Genomic DNA, 18,284 nt, shown 5'->3' on the forward strand with positions numbered 1-18,284 from the left:
TGAACCGGCCGCCCCGGCGAAGCCGGCCCGAGACAGAATGGCCCAGAAACCGACCTCCACCGGCCCCTCGCAGCGCCAGCAGCGCGTGGCCGAACTCGTGCGCCACGCACTGGCCGAGGTGCTCCAGCGCGGCGACATCCAGGATCCGGTGCTCGGCACGCATGTCGTGACCGTGCCGGAGGTGCGGATGTCGCCGGACCTGAAGCTCGCCACCGCCTACGTGATGCCGCTGGGCGGCCTCGACGAGGCGCCGGTGATCGCCGCGCTGGAGCGCCACCGGAAGGTGCTGCGCCAGGAGGTGGCGCGGCGGGTGAACCTGAAATTCGCGCCCGAACTGCGCTTCCGCCGCGACGAGACTTTCGACGAGGCGGCGCGCATCGACAGGCTGCTGCGGAACGAGCGCGTGCAGCGCGACCTCGATTCCGCACCCGACGACGAACCGGAGACCGGGACGGGACATTGAGTCCCGGAACCGGACGGACTTGGACGGGGCATCGACCCCGGGGGACACGCGGACATGACGGTTTCCATGGAAGATTTGCCGCCGGCCGAGCGCGCGGCGCCCGCGCCGGGCGCCGAGCGCCGGGCCCCGGAGGAGCGCCGTCCGCAGCGCGGGCCGCGTCCCGACCGGCCGAAGCGCAAGGACGTGTCCGGCTGGGTGATCCTCGACAAGCATGTCGGCATGACCTCGACCCACGCGGTCGCGGTGGTGAAGCGCGCCTTCAACGCCAAGAAGGCCGGCCATGCCGGCACCCTCGACCCGCTGGCTTCCGGCATCCTGCCGATCGCGTTGGGCGAGGCGACCAAGACCGTCCCCTTCGTCATGGACGGCCGCAAGGCCTACCGGTTCACCGTGCAATGGGGTGTCGAGACCGACACCGACGACGCCGAGGGGCGCCCCGTGGCGACCAGCGAGGCCCGGCCGGACCGCGCGGCGGTCGAAGCCGCCCTGCCGGCCTTCGTCGGGGCGATCGAGCAGGTCCCGCCGCGCTACTCGGCCATCAAGATCCAGGGCGAGCGCGCCTACGACCTCGCCCGGGAAGGCGAGATCGTGGAGCTGGTCGCCCGGCCGGTGCAGATCGACCGTTTGGCGGTGATGGAGCATGACGGCGCGCGCACGGTGATCGAGGCGGAATGCGGCAAGGGAACCTACGTGCGCGCGCTCGCCCGCGATCTCGGCCGGATGCTCGGCTGCTACGGCCACGTCGCGGCCCTGCGCCGGACCCGGGTCGGGCCCTTCGCCGAGGCGGATTCCTGCTCGGTCGCCAGCCTCTCCGAGGGAACCCCCGAGGCCGCGCTGGCCCATCTCCGCCCGGTGGAGACCGCCCTCGACGCGATCCCCGAGGTCGCGGTCTCCCGCGACCTCGGCCTGCGCCTGATGCGTGGCCAGCCGGTAATCCTGCGCGGCCGGGACGCCCCCGTGGAGGGGAAGGCCTTCGCCACCTGCGCGGGGATCCTGGTCGCCGTAGGCGACGTGGAGCGCGGCGAGCTGGTGCCGCACCGGGTGTTCCACCTTGGCGGTACGGCGCCGGGCCGCGGGGCCTGAGGCGCGGGGCCCCCGGGGTCCCACCGGTCTGAGACGCGTGCGCGCAGGGGGAACCGAACCTGAGCCGTGCCGCTTTGCCCGGCGGATGGTCCGGGGTGAATGATGCGCGAACTCGCGTGCGACGTGGCGGTGATCGGGGCCGGGACGGCCGGTCTCGCCGCGCGTCGCGCCGCCGCCGCGGCCGGGGCGCGCACCGTCCTGATCGAGCGCGGCCCCGGCGGCACAACCTGCGCCCGGGTCGGGTGCATGCCCTCCAAGCTGCTGATCGCGGCCGGGGCCGCCGCCCATGCCGCGCGCAACACCGACCTGTTCGGGATCCGGGTGTCGGGGGTCTCGGTGGACGGACCCGCTGTGCTGGCGCGCGTCCGGGCCGAACGCGACCGTTTCGTCGGCGGCGTCCTCGAGGGCGTGGACGCGCTGCCCGAGGACGGCCGGATCGCCGGCAGCGCCCGGTTCGCGGACGGCGGCACACTCCTGGTCGGGGAGGACGCGCGCATCCGGTTCCGCGCCGCAATCATCGCCACGGGGTCGAGCCCGATCGTGCCGGACCCATTGCGCGGTCTAGGCGCCCGCGTCCTGACCACCGACAGCCTGTTCGAGATTCCCGATCTGCCGCCCTCCCTGGCCGTTCTGGGGGCTGGCGCGGTCGGGATCGAGATCGCCCAGGCGATGGCGCGGCTGGGCGTCGCCGTGACGGTGATCGACGCCGGTGAGACCGTGGCTGGCCTGCGCGAGCCGGACCTCGCCCGCCAGGCCACCGCGATCTTCGGCGCGGAACTCGACCTGCATCTCGGCGCCCGGTTGCGGGCCGCCATACCGGAGGGCGACGGCGTGCGCCTCGACTGGACCGATCGCCACGGGCGCGCACAGGTGACGCGGGCGAGCCGGGTGCTGGCCGCCGCGGGACGCTCACCGAATCTTGATGACCTCGATCTCGCCGCCGCGGGCCTGCGTCCCGGCGAGAACGGCGTGCCCGATTTCGACCACCGCACCCTGGTCTGTCCGGGGGGGCCGATCCTGATCGCGGGGGACGCCGATGCCTGGCGGCCGGTGCTTCACGAGGCCAGCCGCCAGGGCAGGATCGCCGGGGCCAACGCCGCCGCCCTGGCCGCGGGGCGTCCGGTCCAGGCGGTCACGCCCTGGACGCGCCTCGCCATGGTGTTCACCCATCCGCAGGCCGCCGCGATCGGCGCGCCCTACGCCCCGGAGGCCGGCGATCGCCTCATCGGCGCCACGGACTTCTCCGACCAGGGCCGCGCCCGGGTCGAGGGACACAACCGGGGTGGCATCCGGGTCTGGGCCGATCGGGACGGGCGGTTGCTGGGCGGCGAGATGCTCGGGCCCGCCGTGGAGCATCTGGCCCACCGCCTCGCCGACGCGGTCGCGGACGGACTCACGGTCCGGGATGCGGTCGAGCGACCGATTTATCATCCTACAGTTGAAGAGGGATTAAAAACGGCGATGTCGAAGATCGTTCAGTCGACAAGCAAGTGCTGATCGTGTCGGAATCCCCAGCATTGCGCTTCCCCGATCTCACCGCCATACCCGAAGCATGAGCTGGTTTGGTTCCTGATGATGCCGGGTCCGGTGCTCGATAGCGATATCGACCTCGACGCGCTCGCGCCCGACGCGATCGACCGCCTGGATCAGGGGGTCATCGGTCTGGATGCGGCGGGCGCGGTCGTGGCCTTCAGCGAGGGCGCGAGCACGATCTCAGGACTTGCCCGTGAGGCGGTGCTCGGACGCGACTACTTCCGCGACGTGATGCCGGGGGCCAACGTCCCGGGTTTCCGGGGGCGCTTCCTCGCCGGCGCCCGCCGCGGCGCTCTGGACGAGCGCTTCGACTACGTGTTCGGCCGCGTGCCGCAGCCCCTGCGGGCCCGGGTTCACATGCGCCACGGGACGATCGCGGGCGGGCCTCCGGTCACGTGGCTGACGATCGATCCACAGGAAACTCTGGGCGCCGGCCTGCCCCGGGAGGCGGTGCTCGCGGCGATCGGGCACCGGGTCCGGGCCGAGCCGGTGGATGCCAGCCTGTGCGCGCGTGAGCCGATCCACATCCCGGGCTCGATCCAGCCCAATGCGGTGATGATCGCGGCCGATATCGGCACCCTCCTGGTGTTCGCCCACTCGGCCAACATCGCCGAGATCGTCGACCCGGCCGAGCCGCCGCTGGCGGGCCGCCCCCTGGCGGAGGTGCTGCCGACCGCCTTCGTCGAGCGGATCAAGAGCCGGCTGGCCGAGGGAACGCTGAGCGACGGGCGCTCGGTCCGCGCCCGGCTCACCGTCCCGGGCTGCGACGCGCGCTATTACGCCGTCGCCCACACCCATGCCGGACGGCTGATCGTCGAGCTGGAACAGGAGCCCGATTCGCCCGACGATTTCGCCACCGCCAGCCAGGTCGATACCGAACTCGCGGTCGGGCGCCTGCGGGAGGCCGAGACGCTGGCGGATGCGGCCCGGATCGCGGCCCTGGAGATCCGCGCGCTGACCGGGTTCGAGGCGGTGCTGGTCTACCGCTTCGATGCGGATTGGAACGGCGAGGCGGTGGCCGAGGACAAGGCGGGCGACTGGTCGCGCAGCCTGCTCGGCCTGCGCTTCCCGGCCTCCGACATCCCCGCCCAGGCGCGCGCGCTCTACACCAAGGCCAAGAGCCGCTTCGTGATCGATCGCGACAGCGTCCCGGTGGGGCTGGTGGCCGCGCCGGGCGCCGGCAACGGCCCGATCGACCTGACCTTCGCCCAGCACCGGACGCTGTCGCCGATCCACCTGGAGTACCAGCGCAATCTCGGCGTGAACGGCTCCATGTCGATCTCGATCATGGTCGAGGACCGCCTCTGGGGCCTGATGATCGGCCACCATCGCCGCCCGCACTACGTCACCCCGGAGACCCGCTCGGCCGCGACCGTGCTGACGGACGCCTTCGCCATGCGGGTGCAGGAGATCGAATCCCGCAGGCTCTGGGCCGAGCGGCAGGCGCATCTCGACGTCGAGGGCCGGCTCGTGCGCGGGCTGACCCGCTCCGACGATTTCGTGGCGGCGCTGACCGCCGGGGACACCACGCTGCTCGACCTGTTCAGCGCCACCGGCGCCGGCATCGTCGCGGGGGAGCGGGTCACGCTGATCGGCCGCACGCCTCCGCCGGACAGGGTGACGGCGATTGCCGCCTGGCTGCGGGCACGCATCCCGGAGGGCGAGTTCAGTTACAGCAGCAATTGCTTCACCGCCGAGTACCCGGAGGCCGCCCCGCACCGCGAGAGCGCCAGCGGGGTGCTCGCCGCCTTCGTGGACCAGTCGCGCGAGACCCTGCTCCTGTGGTTCCGCCCGGAGGTGCCCAGCACGGTCACCTGGGGCGGCGATCCGCGCAAGCCCGTGCTGGCCGGCAGCGGCCCCGTGGCGGTGCTGCCGCGGCGCTCCTTCGAGCGCTGGGTCGAGGAGCGCACCGGCTTCGCCACCCCCTGGGCCGAATGGCAGACCCAGCTCGCGGCCTCCCTGGCGGAGGCGGTGGAGGGCGTCGTGCTGCGCCAGCGCCGCAAGATCGACGAGCTGACGAGCCTGCTGGCCGAGAAGGAGCGCCTGCTGGAGCAGAAGGACCTGCTCACGCGGGAGATCGACCACCGGGTCAAGAACTCCCTGCAGATCGTCTCGGCCTTCCTGCAGATGCAGCGTCGGCAGATCGCCGACGGCGAAGCCCGTCAGGCCTTCGCCGACACCTCGGCCCGGGTGATGAGCGTCGCGCGGGTCCACGACAGCCTCTACCAGGCCGAACGCGTGGACGAGGTCGATCTCGGACAGACTCTCGAGAGCCTGTGCAACGATCTGGCCGAGCTGGCCGGGGAGGGCCACGCCGTCGACCTCACCGCCGAGCCCGGCCTGATGGTGCCTTACCGCAAGGCCGTGGCGCTCTCGCTGATCGCCACGGAACTCGTCACCAACGCCTTCAAATACGCCGCCAACCCGGCCGGCGGCGGCCGCGTCGAGGTCACCGTCTCGGCCTCCGGCCCCGGCGAGGTGCAGCTCCGGGTCTGCGACGACGGCGCCGGCCTGCCGGACGACTGGGCCGACGCCAAGGCCCGCGGCAGCCGGGGCACCGGCCTGGGGATGAAGCTGATCCGGGCGATGCTCGACCAGATCAACGCCCGGCTCGACGTCGCCAACACGCCGGGCGCCTGTTTCACGATCACCGCGTGACCGCCGTCACTCCGACGCGCCGCGACGGCCTGCATGCCCGCCTGCGCATGGCCACCGATCCGGCGCACCAAGCGCTGGAGGCGGGGCTCGACTGGCGGGCGCGGGTCGCGAGCCGCGCGGGCTACCGCGATCTTCTGGCCCGGCTCCACGGCTTCCATGCCGTCTGGGAAGCGGCGATCGGGGCGCAGCTCTCCGACGAGCCGTTCCTCGGGCCCCGGCGGCGCCTCGCCCTGCTGGTCGCGGATCTCGACCATCTCGGCTTCACGCCGGCGACGGTCGCGGCTCTGCCGCGGCCCGCGCCCGTCATTCTCGACGGTCCTGCGGCGGCGATGGGGGCACTCTACGTGCTCGAGGGCTCGACCCTGGGCGGACAACTGATCGGTCGGCACATCGCGGGGCTGCACGGCTTCAGCGAGACGGGGCTCGCCTATTACCGGGCCCACGGCCCCCGGGCCGGCGCGATGTGGGGCGCCTTCCGGCTGCGGCTGGAGGATTTCGCCGCGGATCCCGTCGCGGAAGCCACCCTCACCGCGGCGGCGGTGGCGACCTTCGCGGCCATGCGGGACTGGCTCTGCACCGCGCCGGCAGCGGACTGACCCGCGCGGGCTCAGCCCAGCGCGTCCCGCTCCGCCTTCAGATGGGCGATCAGCCGCCCGGCGAGGCGGCCCGGCGGCCGCCCGCCCGGGTACAGCAGGTGCGTCTCGATCGGGATGCCGGGCTGGAACGGGCGCAGGACGATCGCCAGACCGGTCATGTCGCGCGCCGGGACGGGATCGACGAGGGCGGCGCCGAGACCCTCGGCCACGAGCCCGCAGCGCGCGGCGGTGTATTCCGCCATGAGGACGAAGCGCGGGCTCACGCCGGCCTCCGCGAAGGCCGCCTCCGTGGCCGCCTGGACGGGGCTCGATCCCGCGGAGATCAGCGGGATTTCGGCGAGATCTGCCGCGGTGACGACCCGCCTGCGGGCGAGGGGATGGCGCCGCGGCAGCGCGCAGACGGCCGCCACGGTCAGGAACGGCTCCGCGGTCACCCCCGTATAGCCGGATCGCGGCCGCGCCAGGCCGAGGTCGCACTGGCCCGACGCTGCCCAGGACCAGATCGTGTCGGGGCTCGGCACATGGACCGAGACCCGCAGGCCCGGGCATTCCGCATCGAGCCGCCGGAGCGCCCGGGGCAGGAGCCGGGCGGCCAGGGACGGCTGGCAGGCCACGCGCAGGGCGCCGGTGCCCCGGTCCCGGATCCGGCGGGCGGCGTGGCGCAGATGGTCGAGGCCGGCGAAGGTTTGCGCGACCTCGTGGGCGAAGGCCTCGCCCTCCTGGGTCGGGACCGCGCTACCGTGGCCGCGGACGAAGAGCGGGAAACCGAGATCGGCCTCCAACTGCGCAATGGCGCGGCTGACATGCGGCTGCCCGACGCCCAGCGCCTCCGCGGCCCGCGTCATGCCGCCATGCCGGATCACGGCGCGAAACAGATCGAGATGGGCCGGGTTGGTCATGCCGATCCTGCATGGAGTCAAGAAAGGGCGGCATTTGACGGCATGACGCGGAGGGGCTGTCAATCACAGCCCGGTTTCACTTCGACAACAGGCCCGCCCATGCTCGCCCTCGCGCTCTCCGCCCTCCTCGCCGTGCTGGCGGGCGCCGGCCTCGTGGTGCAGCAGATCCTGAACGCGAACCTGCGCGCGGGGCTCGCCTCGACGGCCTGGGCTGGGTTTGCCAGCTACTTCGTCGGCCTCGCCTGCATGACGCTCCTGGCCGCCGCCCTGCGCGATCCCCTGCCGGCGGCGAGCGCGGCGGGGCGCATCCCGTGGTGGACCTGGAGCGGCGGCCTGTTCGGCGCCCTGTTCATCGGGCTCGCCATCCTGCTCGTCCCGAAGCTCGGGGCGGCGACCTTCTTCGCCCTCCTGGTGACGGGCCAGATGCTCGCCTCGGTGGTGTTCGACCACGTCGGCCTGCTCGGCCTCGCGCAGCGGCCCATCGACCTGCCGCGCCTCGCCGGGATCGGGCTGCTGATCGGCGGCGTCGTGCTGATCCGACGGTAGGGGAGGGGCCGGTTCGGGGCCCAGGCTGGAAATCCGGACGTTCAACGGAAGCCCTACGGGATCTGCGTATCCCGGTGATCGCTCATCGACGACGGTGCATCGGTGATGTCGTCCATGACGAGCTGATTCAGGGCGCAGATGAACGACGACAGCCGGTAGCCGTCGTGGCGCGAGAGGGCGTTGTCGAAAGCCCGGACGTTCCAGAACGGGTCGTTGGGACGGGTAATCGGTGCAAGGCCGGTCAGTTGCAGGCCGTGTAGGAAGCGGGCGGCCGGTCCGTTCTCGCCGGACCCGCCGGGCGCGAGGTCGGTGCTGTCCCAGAAGTTGCCGCGCCGGTCGGCACGCGCCAGCCGGGCCCGGGTCAGCCAGTGATCGGAGCGCGGGCAGTCGATGGCGGCGTCGGCCAGCGTCGCGTAGGGGTGGTGCCGTTCGAGGCCCGGAGCATCGAGTCCGAGCAGCTCGTGGGTCGTGCCGAAGGGGGCGGCCGACGGCTGGGCATCGGCGAGCACGCCGGCCGCTGGCCGCGGCGGGTCGAGGTTGCCGATGGTGTGCGAATCCTCCCGGGCGCTGTTCTGGAACGGGAAGGTCGCGGCCAGCAGCGACAGGGTGCGGAGCGGCAGCGTCAGCAATCCCGCCAGCAGGTCGACGGGCGGCGGCGGGGTGCAGCTCTCGCCGCGGGGCTGACGGCCCTCGAACCGCGCCGCCACTCGGTCGAGGAAGCTGGCGGCCGGCCGGAAATCGAACTTGAAGGTCGGAAACAGGTCGTGCGTCGCCCAATCGTAGTCGACGCCCGCATCGAACATGCTGTCGGTGGCGGCGAGCCGGCTCCGGATCTTTCGACGGGCCGCGGCGAAGCGATCCTCGGCATCGAGGCCGATCCACGCGCAATCCCCGGGCCTCAGCCCGCCGGCCGGGAAGGCGAGAGCCGCGGTCACCGACATCAGGACCGGCCGCTGGTCGGCCGGGAAGTACCCGTCGTCGCGCACGACCTCGGAGGCCGGCGTATGCGCGTCGGCATGGTCGGCGAGCTTCATCCAGACCTCGCGCTGAATCGCGGTCCACTTGCTCGCCTCGGAGGCCGGGTTGATCAGGACCACGAGATTGCCGAGCACCGGCGGGAGCGTGTCGCCGAACCGATGGCGGCGCACCGCCTTGACCAGGTCGTCCTTGAGCCCGCTCGCGAGCATGTTGCCGCCGAGGCTGTGTCCCGCGACGATCAGCTTGTTGTGTGCGCCCGGCGCGCTGAGCGTGGTCTCGATCGTGCGGAGTGCCGAGATCGCCGCGGGCGCGATCGCCTCGCTCACGGGCTTCCGGTCGAACAGGGTGGCACCGGCCGACAGGTTGCCGAAGAAGCCGCCGATCGCGTCGCCGAACCGGAGCCGCAGGCCGCGCTCGTCGACCCGCGCCCCGCGCCAGCCGATATAGATTGCCGTGACGTCCATGTCGCAGACGCTCGGGTCGCTCGGGCAGCGCTGCGCGAGGAAACGGGCGGCGTGGGCCGCGTAGAGGCGCAGGTCCGCCACGTTGCCGTCGCCGATCCGCGCGTCGTGCCGCCAGCCGTGAACGAAGGCGATCACGTAGTGCGAACCGGTCGAGAGATGCGTCTTCAGGGCGTCGAGCTGGGTGATGACCGGCTTGACCATCGTGGCAGGCACGCCCTTGGCGCGCATCTCGTTGTCCATGGCGTGGCGCAGCATCGCGCTGTCGATGGCCGTGTCGCTCGCCCCCTCGCGCGAGACCAGTGCGTAGGGTTCGCCGTCTTCTTGGAACTCGATGAAGCCGAGGTGGTAGGCGAGGTCCCGCCCGCCGGGATCGCGGGCCCGGACGACGTGGCGCTGCAGGGCGCAGCGCAGCCGCGTGGCCCAACCCGCATCCGCCGCGATCACCGCGTCCTCATCGTTGCTGGCATCGACCCAGCCGTCCCCGTCGGACGGCATCGTCGCCCGCAGGGTCTCGCGCCCGGTATCGGCCAGGATCGTCCAGCCCTTCGCAAGCCCGTCGCGGCATTCGGCGAGGCTCGGGTCGAGGTTGCGATAGGCGTGCGCCTTGTCGGTCGAGAGCACGACGTAGTTCAGGAACAGGATCCCGAGCGCCGAGAGGACGAGCGCGCCGGCCATCCGGGCGGTGATGCGCACCGTGTACGAGACCCCGCGAAGGAGCCTGAAGGCTGCCCGACGCACCAGGCGCCGCCGTGCGCCCGGCGCGGTCACCCGTCCCACGCTCATCGCGGCCGTATCCTGATCGCGGGCACCGCAGGTCGCCGCTTCAGTCGGACCGCAGACGGCGTCATCGCAATCTCCCTCCGCCCTGCCGCCCTTCGTTCGCCGTCGGCCCCCCGTTACGTGGCAGGCGACGGTGATCCGGTCCCGGTAACCGCCACGCCCAGGACGGCGAAGTCCCCCCGGTCGAACCGGGGGAGATCCATCATGATGCGCGCACTTCTGCCCGCTGTCGCGCTCCTCGCCGGCACGGGCGTGGCCACGGCGTCCCTGTCGAGCCTCGTCGGCGCCTGGGGGCATGACTTCGTCGTCACGCCGTTCGAGCCGATGCAGCTCATGGTCGCGATGGCGACCGACAAGGCCACCGGCAAGCGATTCAACCTCATCAAGATGCCGGACGGCCTCGTGATGGCGGTCGTGCCCTTCGACCAGATGGCGAAGATGCCGGAGATCGATCCCAAGAGCCTGATGCCCTTGGGCGGGGGACGATGAGCGATCGAGCGCCGGCGGACCCTACGGCGTCTTGGCCAGCAGCCCATCCACGAAGGTCGCGAGGCCGGTCCGGCGCCCGCGCCGCAGCCGCTCGGCCGCCAGGATCCCCTGGAGGGCCCGGAAGGCGTTCTGCAGGTCATCGTTGACGATGACGTAATCGTACTCGACCCAGCGCTGGATCTCGGTGCGGGCGTTGGCGAGGCGCTTCTCGATCGTGTCGGCCGAATCCTCGGCCCGGCGCTCCAGGCGCTGGCGGAGCTCCGCCAGGCTGGGCGGCAGGATGAAGACCGTCACCACGTCCTCGGCGAGCTTGGCGCGCACCTGCCGGGTGCCCTGGTAGTCGATGTCGAAGATCATGTCGCGGCCGGCCCCGAGCACCTTCTCCACCGGCCGGCGGGGCGTCCCGTAATAGTTGCCGTGGACCTCGGCCCATTCGAGCAGGTCGTCGCGGCTGCGCAGGTCCTCGAAGGCCTCGCGGTCGATGAAGTGGTAGTGCCGCCCGTCGATCTCGGAGGGACGGCGGGCCCGGGTGGTGACCGAGATCGACAGGTCGAGCGCCCAGGCGGGATCCTGCGCGATCGCCCGCGTCAGGGTGGTCTTCCCCGCCCCGGAGGGCGAGGACAGGATCAGGATCAACCCGCGCCGGGCGATGGTCTCCGGGGCGCTTCCCACCGGTTGGGTCATCGGCGTGGCTCCGCGGCGTTGCGCATCCGTAGCTTCCCGTCTCGACGCGTCATTCGATGTTCTGGACCTGCTCGCGGAACTGCTCGACCACGGCCTTCAGATCGAGCCCGATCCGCGACAGGCTGATGTCGTTGGCCTTGGCGCCCAGGGTGTTGGCCTCGCGGCCGAATTCCTGGGCCAGGAAATCGAGGCGGCGGCCGATGGCGCCGCCGGCCGCCAGGAGTTCGCGGGCGCCGGCGATGTGTGCGCGGAGCCGGTCGAGTTCCTCGCGCACATCCGCCTTGCCGGCGAGCAGCATCGCTTCCTGGTGGAGCCGGTCCGGATCGAGGCCGCTGCCGCCGAGCGCCGCCACGGCCGCCTCCAGCCGGGCGCGCACCGCCGCGGGCTGCCGGGCCGGGTTGTCCTCCGCGGCCTGGGTCAGCGCCGCGATCCGGTCGACCTGGGCGGTGACGACCTGCTCCAGCTGGCGCCCCTCGGCGCGGCGGGCCGCGACGAGATCCGCCACGAGCCGGACCGCACCCGCGGCGATGTCCTGGGCCAGCGCCCCGGTCTCCGGCGCCTCGTCCTCGATCTCGACGACGCCGCGCACGCCGAGCAGCCCGTCCAGGGTGGCGGGGGCCACGCCCGCGGGGATCGGCACCCGCGCGACGGCCTGGGCGAGGCTCGCCAGCAGCGTCTCGTTGATCCGGACCCGCGTCGATGTCTCCGGCTTCGTCACCGTCAGGGTCAGCTGGCACTGGCCCCGGGCGAGGGCCTTCTGGAGGGCTGCGCGGGCGATCTCACCGGCCCCGTCCTGGCCCGCCGGAACCCGGACGCGCACGTCGAGGCCGCGCCCGTTGACGCTGCGGACCTCCCAGGCCCACTGGACCGATCCGGTCGTGCCCGCCGACCGGGCGAAGCCGGTCATGCTCGCGATCTGGGCCATGCCGACCCCCCGTCCTCAAGAAGATCGGGGCCTGTAGCACGGATCGCCTCGGTGGGAAGCGGTGATGGGGCGGTCCGGGGCGGGCGAGGCTGTCGGGCTGCGACGGCGGAGGCCGTCCCACGACCCGGGCGAAGCTCGGCCGCTGCCGCTTACCGCCGCTTGCGCGGGGCGGGGGCCGCCGGATCGGCCAGGGACGGCACGGTCTTGGGCGAGCCCAGGTCGTAGCTGCGGTTCTTCAGCGGATCGAGGCGCGTGCCCTCGGAGGCATCGAAGGCCCGCGTGCCGGCCGGCGCGCCGGTGTCGAGGGCGAAGGCCGCGTTCGTGTTGGTGCCGTCCGCGCCCGCGGGGACGCCGCCCGGCGCGTAGGCCGAGGCGCGCCCCGGGGTCGCCGGATCGGGGCCCGGCTCGACCTTGTCGACCGCGTCCGGCGGCGCCTGACGGCCCTTCTCCACCGCCCGCCAGCGGGCGACGTTGCGCTGATGCGCCTCCAGGGAATCGGCGAAGGCGTGGCCGCCGGTCCCGTCCGCCACGAAGTAGAGGTCCTTGGTCCGGGACGGGTTGGCGACCGCCTCCAGGGCGGCCTTGCCGGGATTGGCGATCGGGCCCGGCGGCAGCCCCTCGATCACGTAGGTGTTGTAGGGCGTCGGCCGGTCGATCTCGGAGCGCAGGATCCCGCGGCCGAGGGTGCCCCGGCCGCCCACGAGCCCGTAGACGATCGTCGGGTCGGATTGCAGCTTCATCCGCTTGTTCAGGCGGTTGATGAAGACGCCGGCCACCCGCGGCCGCTCGTCGGCGCGACCGGTCTCCTTCTCGACGATGGAGGCGAGGGTGACCATCTCGGCCGGGGTCCGCACCGGCACGTCGGCGCTGCGCCGGAGCCAGATCTGGTTCAGGACCTCGCGCTGCTTGGCCTTCATCAGGTTGACGATCTGCTGGCGGGTGGCGCCGCGCTCGAACTTGTAGGTGTCGGGCAGGAGCGTGCCCTCCGCGGGGATCTCGTTGATCTCGCCGGTGAGCACGTCGTTGTCGTTGAGCCGGCCCACGATCTGCTCGGAGGTCAGGCCCTCCGGGAAGGTGATCGCGTGCTGGACCTGCCGGCCGGTGGCGATCGTGTCGAGCGTCTCGGCGATGCTGGTATGGGCCTTGAACACGTACTCGCCGGCCCGCAGCGCCGGACGGCCGCCGAAGCGGGCGGCGAATTCGAACAGGCCGGTATGATCGATCACGCCCTCGCGCTTCAGCGTGTCGGCGATCTCGCCCGTGCCGCTGTGGGTCGGGATCACCACGACCTTGTCGGCCCCGAGCGGTCCCGGCTCGCGCACCTGCCGCTGGAACAGGGTGATCCCGATCATCGCCGCGATGGCGATGACCACCGCGAAGGTCAGCGCTCCGCTGATGATGCCGATGAAGCCGCTCCGCTCGCGCTCGGGACGCTCCGGGGGCGGGGGGGCGACGGTCGGCTTGATCGCCTCGCCGGGCGAGCGCGGCGAGAGCCGCTGCGGCAGGGCGGGCTCGTCCGTCGGATCCCGCGTGATGACCTCGGGCGCGGGCGTCTTTGGGCGGCGGAAGAACATCGGGATCCTGTCTGGGGCCGTGCGACCCGCCACGCGCCGCGGGCCGGGATCGGCTGCCCGCAGCCGGGTGCGCACGTCGAGGGCTGCGACCCTAGCCGGGTTTGTGGCGAAAATGCCGTCCGGCCCCGCCGGGATGCGCGGATCGTCCCGGTCAGCCGAGGGGCTGGCAGGCGGCGCAGAAGAAGGTCGAGCGGTTGGCCTGGACGATCCGAGTGACCGCGCCGCCGCAGCCCGGCCGGCTGCAGGCCAGGCCGACCCGGTCGTAGACCCGGAAGGCATGCTGGAAGGCGCCGGCGCTCCCGTCCGTATGGGCGTAGTCGCGCAGGGTCGAGCCGCCGGCCTTCACGGCCTCCTCCAGCACCTGCACGATCGCCTTGGCCAGGGCGTTGGCCTTGGGCGTCGGCCGGCCATCGGGCCGGGCGAGGCTCCCGGCCGGCGCCTCCGGATGCAGGCGCGCCCGGTGCAGGGCCTCGCAGACGTAGATGTTGCCGAGCCCCGCGATGAGGCGCTGGTCCAGGAGCGCGGCCTTCAGCGGCGCGATCCTGTGGCGGAAGAGCCCCGCGATCACCGCGCCCGAAAGCTGCCCGTCGAGGGGCTCGATCCCCATCCGGGCGAAGTGGCGGCAGGCGGCGAGATCGGCGCTCGGGACGAGATCCATGAATCCGAAGCGGCGGGCGTCGTTGTAGGTCACCGTGGCGCCGGTGTTCATCGCCATGACCACGTGGTCGTGCTTGGGGGTGCCCAGCGCGCCCTCGAGGTAGAAATCCCCGGGCGAGAGGTTGCTGCCGTCCGCCAGCGCCACGTCGAACCGGCCGCTCATGCCGAGATGCATGATCAGCGTCTCGCCGGAATCGAGGGCCGCGGTGAGGTACTTCGCCCGGCGCGCGAGGCCGGTCACGGTACGGCCCTCCAGCCGGGCGGCGAAGCGCTCCGGGAACGGGAAGCGCAGGTTCGTCCGGCGCAGGGTGACCCGGCTGAACCGGGCACCGACCAGGGCCGGCGCCAAGCCCCGCCGCACCGTCTCGACCTCGGGAAGCTCCGGCATCTGTCTCGCGGCTGTGTGCAGGGCGCCAGATGCGCCAGCTTTGGATATCGGCGGGATCGGGCCGGGCCGCAACCGCGCGGGCCCGGTGCGGTTTGCCGCGCAGCGGCTCCTCAGCGCCGCCGCAGCCGGACGTAGAGTGCCCCGCCCCCGCCATGGTGGCGGCTGGCCTCCTCGAAACCGAGGACGATCCCGCGCAACTCCGGTCCCCGGAGCCAGTGCGGCACGCTGCGGCGGAGCACGCCGCGCTCGGCAAAAGCCTCCGAATAATCCGGGCCGCCCTTGCCGGTGACGACCAGCACGTAGGCATGCCCGGCGGCCCGCGCCCGGAGCAGGAAGCCCGTGAGCGCGGCATGGGCCTGCGCCTGCACCATCCCGTGCAGGTCGATCCGCGCGTCGATCGCCAGACGGCCGCGGCGCAGGCCGACCTTGGCGGTCCGGTCCAGGCCGGGGCTCGGCCCGTGGCGCTGCGGCGGGGCCTGATAGGGTGCGGCGGTCGGCGCGTGGGGCGGCTCCATGGCCGGCTTCGGCGGACGCTTCGGGCGCGGCCTCTTGGTGACCGGCGGCGCGCCCGGCGTCAGGATCGGGTCCGTGAGCGGCGGCATGGTCGCTGCGGGCGCCGCCGGATTGGGGGCGGCCTCGGGCGGCGGGGCCGCCCGGCTCGGCAGCGGCGTCACCAGCTGGGCGATCGCGTCCCAGAGCCGGGCCTCCCCGGCGGTGAGGCGGCGCCCGCGGCGCGGCGGCCTCATCGGGCCCCCCCGGCCGAAGCGGCGGGCTTCGGCAGGAAGACCACGAAGCCGACCGCATCGCGGAGGTTCCCCGCTGCCACGCCGGCCGGCGCGCCGGTGCCCAGGAAGAGATCGCCCCGGGCCGGGCCGACGATCGCCGATCCCGTATCGGCGGCGATCACCAGGCGCCCGGCCTCGTCGGGCGCTCCGCCCGGGAGCGGGCCGGCCAGCCAGAACGGCAGCCCGTAGCGCCACAGGGCGGCATCGACCGCGAGGCTGCGGCCTGGGCTCAGCGGGGCGTTCGCCGCCCCCGGCGGACCGAGGGCTGGATCCGCCACGGCGGCGAGGCGGAAGAAGATGTAGGCGGCGTTCCCCCGGATCAGCGGCTTGGCCGCTTCGGGATGGTCGCGCAGCCACCCGGTCCAGCGGGCGAGGGTCAGGCCTTCGAGGGGCAGGTGCCCCGCCTGGACGATCAGCTTGGCCACCGCCGTATACGGCCGCCCGTTGCGCCCGTCGTAGAGCACCCGCACCGCCGACCCGTCGGGCAGTTGGACGCGGCCGGAGCCCTGGACCTGGAGGACCAGCAGATCGACCGCGTCGCGCAGCCACAGGATCGGCCGGGCATGATCGCCCAGCGCCCCGTCCTCGATGGCGGCGCGGTCGGGATAGGGCGCGAACCCCTCCGCGGTCGCGCGGGCGGCGCGCAGGATGGGATCGAGGCCCGGACGGGTCTCGCCGGGGCCGAGGGAGACGAGATCGTCGGGGCGGGCGAGGACCGGCGTCGGGAAGTCCGGCCCCGGTTCGAGGGAGCCCGTCAGTTCGGGCTCGAAATAGCCGGTCAGGAAGCCGGTCCGCCCCGCATCCGGCCGCTCGACCCGGAAGGCATCGAAATGCGTCCGGAAGAACGCGGCGGCGTCGGGCACGTCCCCCGCGGCGGCCGCGCAGGCCCCCTCCAGGGCGGCCGGATCGCCCGCGACCCCCGCGGCCTGCGGCGGGGCGGGGGCCGGGGCGGCGCAGACCCGGCGGAACGCGTCCAGGGCCGCGTTCGGGTCCCGACCGGGGAAACCCGGCACGGCCGCGAAGGCGACGGGGATCAGGGCCGCGCCGCCGACCGTCTCCGGTGAAGCGGCCGACGCGCCGGTCAGGAGGAATGCGAGGAGGGCGGCCGGGGCAGAACCGGACCAGGCGCGCGGGAGCGGCACGGCAAGGGTGTCACGAACGTCAGGCGCCGGCCTCGGTGGCCACGAGCTGCCAGTTCGGGTCGCGCGAGCCCAGGGTGCGCGCGAAGGTCCAGACATCGGGCACCTCGACCACGGTCTCGGCGCTGCCGTCCACCACCTTGCCCTCCGCGTTGCGGGTGGCGGTGATGAGGTTCGACAGGAAGCGCACGGTGACCTGCGCCACGCGGTTGCGCACATCGACCGCAACGATCTCGGCCTTGTCGATGGAGACGAAGGTGGTTTCCAGGGTCTGCTTGTTGCGCTCGCGCTCGGTGATCGCCCGCTCGAACGCCTCGCCGACCTCCTTGGAGAGGAGCCCGCGCAGGGTCTTCCGGTCGCCCTTGGCAAACGCGATCATGATCGCCTCGTAGGCCGATTTCGCGCCCTCCAGGAAGGCGCGCGGCTCGAAGCCGGGCTCCGCCTGGACGCAGGCTTCGAGCCCGCGGGCGACCTCGGATCCGGGCTCGGCGATCCCGCGCCAGTCCCGCGACGCCGGGGCGGGCGGCGCGACCGCTTGAACCCGGTCGGCCCCGGGCAGGCGCACGACGTTGTCGCCCTCGCTGCGCGCCTGGGGCTCGGTGCGGCTGCGGTCGATCGGCTTGAACGGCGAGCGTTCCGCGCCGGTCTTCTGGCCGAGCACCGAGCGCAGACGCCAGATCACGAAGACTGCGAGCGCGAGGAAGATGATCGTCGTAACGTCGAAACTATCCTGCATCATCGATCCGATGGTGGCCGCGACGAGACCCTGTGCCCCTTGCTCAGGTCATGCGCGGTGCGGCGCCGTCAAGGCGCGCATCGTCCTTGCGACTCATATCTGACCAACGCGCCGGGGGCGAGCCGGTTGTAACCGCACGCGAAGCCGGCTCCGTGTCGCACGCGATATGGGTCGCCGCGGTGCCCGCCGCCAGCGTCGCGCCAGCTCGCTTGTCCACGCAGGGCGCGCGTGTTAGCGGCCCTCCCATTCGGGACGGTTCCGCGGCGCAATCCAGCGGCTCCCGCTGTGACAACGCGCGCCGGCCCCGCCGGCCGATCGAGAAGGATGACCCGCATGGCCGATTCACCGGCAGCGAACGGCAACGGCGGCGGCATGCCGCAGGGCGATATGCCGATGATCAACGCCCTGGCGCAGTACACGAAGGATCTCTCCTTCGAGAACCCGAACGCGCCGCGCTCGCTGCAGCCCAAGGAGGGCCAGGGGCCGCAGATCAATATTCAGGTCAACGTCAACGCGGCGCAGCTGTCCGACACCGACTTCGAGGTCGAGTTGAAGCTCGACGGCGACGCCAAGGTCCAGAACGACGTGCTGTTCGCCTTCGAGGTGACCTATGCGGGCGTGTTCCGCCTGCTGAATATCCCGGCCGACCAGATCCACCCGGCCGTGATGATCGAGTGCCCGCGCCTGCTCTTCCCCTTCGCCCGCCAGATCGTGGCCGAGGCGGTGCGCAACGGCGGCTTCCCGCCCCTGTACATCGATCCGATCGACTTCGTCGGCCTCTATCGGCAGAAGATGATCGAGCAGCAGGGCGCGCAGGGCCCGCTCGCGTCCTGAGGTCGCCTCCGGCGGCCCGTCAACGGCCGCCGGACCCGCGATAGGCCGCCGCCAGGGCGCGCGGCGCATCCGC

17 protein-coding genes are annotated in these 18,284 nt (G+C 72.9%); 8 read left to right on the top strand and 9 right to left on the bottom strand.

Annotated features, from left to right (window positions below):
* The first annotated feature begins 37 nt into the window (after positions 1–37).
* From rbfA to AC3IF1_RS07240, 5 genes are all read left to right on the top strand, one after another.
* Positions 38–463 carry a 30S ribosome-binding factor RbfA gene (gene rbfA / locus AC3IF1_RS07220; RefSeq protein WP_243973622.1) on the top strand — a complete coding sequence of 142 codons (426 nt, stop codon included), beginning with the start codon at positions 38–40 and terminating at the stop codon, positions 461–463.
* A gap of 66 nt (positions 464–529) precedes the next feature.
* Complete coding sequence (gene truB, locus AC3IF1_RS07225) at positions 530–1,546, top strand: tRNA pseudouridine(55) synthase TruB (protein WP_489216848.1); 1,017 nt, start codon at positions 530–532, stop codon at positions 1,544–1,546.
* Positions 1,547–1,648: 102 nt separating this feature from the next.
* Entirely contained in the window at positions 1,649–3,043 is a 1,395-nt protein-coding gene (locus tag AC3IF1_RS07230; protein ID WP_489220340.1) for a dihydrolipoyl dehydrogenase, read from the top strand.
* A gap of 75 nt (positions 3,044–3,118) precedes the next feature.
* Positions 3,119–5,737 (top strand): histidine kinase dimerization/phosphoacceptor domain -containing protein, encoded by a 2,619-nt coding sequence (locus tag AC3IF1_RS07235; protein WP_489216850.1) that lies wholly within the window; start codon positions 3,119–3,121, stop codon positions 5,735–5,737.
* On the top strand, positions 5,734–6,333 hold the full coding sequence (locus AC3IF1_RS07240) for a biliverdin-producing heme oxygenase (protein ID WP_489216852.1): 600 nt from the start codon (positions 5,734–5,736) through the stop codon (positions 6,331–6,333). The genes AC3IF1_RS07235 and AC3IF1_RS07240 overlap by 4 nt, the downstream gene beginning before the upstream one ends.
* Before the next feature lie 11 nt (positions 6,334–6,344).
* Here the strand turns inward: AC3IF1_RS07240 and AC3IF1_RS07245 are convergent, their stop codons facing one another.
* Positions 6,345–7,232 carry a LysR family transcriptional regulator gene (locus tag AC3IF1_RS07245; protein WP_489216854.1) on the bottom strand — a complete coding sequence of 296 codons (888 nt, stop codon included), beginning with the start codon at positions 7,230–7,232 and terminating at the stop codon, positions 6,345–6,347.
* A gap of 99 nt (positions 7,233–7,331) precedes the next feature.
* On the opposite strand from AC3IF1_RS07245, the gene AC3IF1_RS07250 reads away from it, so the two are divergent.
* On the top strand, positions 7,332–7,778 hold the full coding sequence (locus AC3IF1_RS07250) for a DMT family transporter (RefSeq protein ID WP_489216856.1): 447 nt from the start codon (positions 7,332–7,334) through the stop codon (positions 7,776–7,778).
* Between the two features lie 53 nt (positions 7,779–7,831).
* Here the strand turns inward: AC3IF1_RS07250 and AC3IF1_RS07255 are convergent, their stop codons facing one another.
* Positions 7,832–10,003: a hypothetical protein gene (locus AC3IF1_RS07255; protein WP_489216858.1), complete on the bottom strand. Its 2,172-nt coding sequence runs from the start codon at positions 10,001–10,003 to the stop codon at positions 7,832–7,834.
* A gap of 201 nt (positions 10,004–10,204) precedes the next feature.
* Here AC3IF1_RS07255 and AC3IF1_RS07260 point away from each other — a divergent pair, with 201 nt between their 5' ends.
* Complete coding sequence (locus AC3IF1_RS07260; protein ID WP_489216860.1) at positions 10,205–10,489, top strand: hypothetical protein; 285 nt, start codon at positions 10,205–10,207, stop codon at positions 10,487–10,489.
* A 21-nt stretch (positions 10,490–10,510) separates the two neighbouring features.
* Here the strand turns inward: AC3IF1_RS07260 and gmk are convergent, their stop codons facing one another.
* The 7 genes from gmk to AC3IF1_RS07295 form a co-directional block, all read right to left on the bottom strand.
* Positions 10,511–11,173, bottom strand: a complete 663-nt coding sequence (gmk, locus tag AC3IF1_RS07265; protein WP_489216862.1) for a guanylate kinase — start codon at positions 11,171–11,173, stop codon at positions 10,511–10,513.
* A 49-nt stretch (positions 11,174–11,222) separates the two neighbouring features.
* Complete coding sequence (locus tag AC3IF1_RS07270; RefSeq protein ID WP_489216864.1) at positions 11,223–12,098, bottom strand: YicC/YloC family endoribonuclease; 876 nt, start codon at positions 12,096–12,098, stop codon at positions 11,223–11,225.
* Between the two features lie 149 nt (positions 12,099–12,247).
* Positions 12,248–13,672: an endolytic transglycosylase MltG gene (gene mltG, locus AC3IF1_RS07275; RefSeq protein WP_489216866.1), complete on the bottom strand. Its 1,425-nt coding sequence runs from the start codon at positions 13,670–13,672 to the stop codon at positions 12,248–12,250.
* A gap of 151 nt (positions 13,673–13,823) precedes the next feature.
* Positions 13,824–14,717 (bottom strand): bifunctional DNA-formamidopyrimidine glycosylase/DNA-(apurinic or apyrimidinic site) lyase, encoded by an 894-nt coding sequence (gene mutM / locus AC3IF1_RS07280; RefSeq protein WP_489216868.1) that lies wholly within the window; start codon positions 14,715–14,717, stop codon positions 13,824–13,826.
* A gap of 110 nt (positions 14,718–14,827) precedes the next feature.
* Entirely contained in the window at positions 14,828–15,463 is a 636-nt protein-coding gene (locus AC3IF1_RS07285) for a Smr/MutS family protein (RefSeq protein WP_489216870.1), read from the bottom strand.
* The gene (gene mltA, locus AC3IF1_RS07290; protein ID WP_489216872.1) at positions 15,460–16,644 is read right to left on the bottom strand and encodes a murein transglycosylase A; all 1,185 of its coding nucleotides are present in this window, start codon (positions 16,642–16,644) and stop codon (positions 15,460–15,462) included. The genes AC3IF1_RS07285 and mltA overlap by 4 nt, the downstream gene beginning before the upstream one ends.
* Positions 16,645–16,663: 19 nt before the next feature.
* Entirely contained in the window at positions 16,664–17,377 is a 714-nt protein-coding gene (locus AC3IF1_RS07295; RefSeq protein ID WP_489220341.1) for a Tim44/TimA family putative adaptor protein, read from the bottom strand.
* A 333-nt stretch (positions 17,378–17,710) separates the two neighbouring features.
* Here AC3IF1_RS07295 and secB point away from each other — a divergent pair, with 333 nt between their 5' ends.
* Positions 17,711–18,211, top strand: a complete 501-nt coding sequence (gene secB, locus AC3IF1_RS07300) for a protein-export chaperone SecB (RefSeq protein WP_243966634.1) — start codon at positions 17,711–17,713, stop codon at positions 18,209–18,211.
* Positions 18,212–18,284: the final 73 nt, after the last annotated feature.

Source organism: Methylobacterium sp. E-012 (genome assembly GCF_057836545.1).

Excerpts from the sequence above, each read along its gene's own strand:
- mutM (WP_489216868.1), bottom strand. The coding sequence starts at position 14,717 with ATGCCGGAGCTTCCCGAGGTCGAGACGGTGCGGCGGGGCTTGGCGCCG.
- AC3IF1_RS07270 (WP_489216864.1), bottom strand. The coding sequence starts at position 12,098 with ATGGCCCAGATCGCGAGCATGACCGGCTTCGCCCGGTCGGCGGGCACG.
- AC3IF1_RS07235 (WP_489216850.1), top strand. The coding sequence starts at position 3,119 with ATGATGCCGGGTCCGGTGCTCGATAGCGATATCGACCTCGACGCGCTC.
- AC3IF1_RS07245 (WP_489216854.1), bottom strand. The coding sequence starts at position 7,232 with ATGACCAACCCGGCCCATCTCGATCTGTTTCGCGCCGTGATCCGGCAT.
- AC3IF1_RS07285 (WP_489216870.1), bottom strand. The coding sequence starts at position 15,463 with ATGAGGCCGCCGCGCCGCGGGCGCCGCCTCACCGCCGGGGAGGCCCGG.
- gmk (WP_489216862.1), bottom strand. The coding sequence starts at position 11,173 with ATGACCCAACCGGTGGGAAGCGCCCCGGAGACCATCGCCCGGCGCGGG.
- rbfA (WP_243973622.1), top strand. The coding sequence starts at position 38 with ATGGCCCAGAAACCGACCTCCACCGGCCCCTCGCAGCGCCAGCAGCGC.
- truB (WP_489216848.1), top strand. The coding sequence starts at position 530 with ATGGAAGATTTGCCGCCGGCCGAGCGCGCGGCGCCCGCGCCGGGCGCC.
- AC3IF1_RS07260 (WP_489216860.1), top strand. The coding sequence starts at position 10,205 with ATGATGCGCGCACTTCTGCCCGCTGTCGCGCTCCTCGCCGGCACGGGC.
- AC3IF1_RS07230 (WP_489220340.1), top strand. The coding sequence starts at position 1,649 with ATGCGCGAACTCGCGTGCGACGTGGCGGTGATCGGGGCCGGGACGGCC.
- secB (WP_243966634.1), top strand. The coding sequence starts at position 17,711 with ATGGCCGATTCACCGGCAGCGAACGGCAACGGCGGCGGCATGCCGCAG.
- mltG (WP_489216866.1), bottom strand. The coding sequence starts at position 13,672 with ATGTTCTTCCGCCGCCCAAAGACGCCCGCGCCCGAGGTCATCACGCGG.
- AC3IF1_RS07250 (WP_489216856.1), top strand. The coding sequence starts at position 7,332 with ATGCTCGCCCTCGCGCTCTCCGCCCTCCTCGCCGTGCTGGCGGGCGCC.
- AC3IF1_RS07255 (WP_489216858.1), bottom strand. The coding sequence starts at position 10,003 with ATGAGCGTGGGACGGGTGACCGCGCCGGGCGCACGGCGGCGCCTGGTG.
- AC3IF1_RS07295 (WP_489220341.1), bottom strand. The coding sequence starts at position 17,377 with ATGCAGGATAGTTTCGACGTTACGACGATCATCTTCCTCGCGCTCGCA.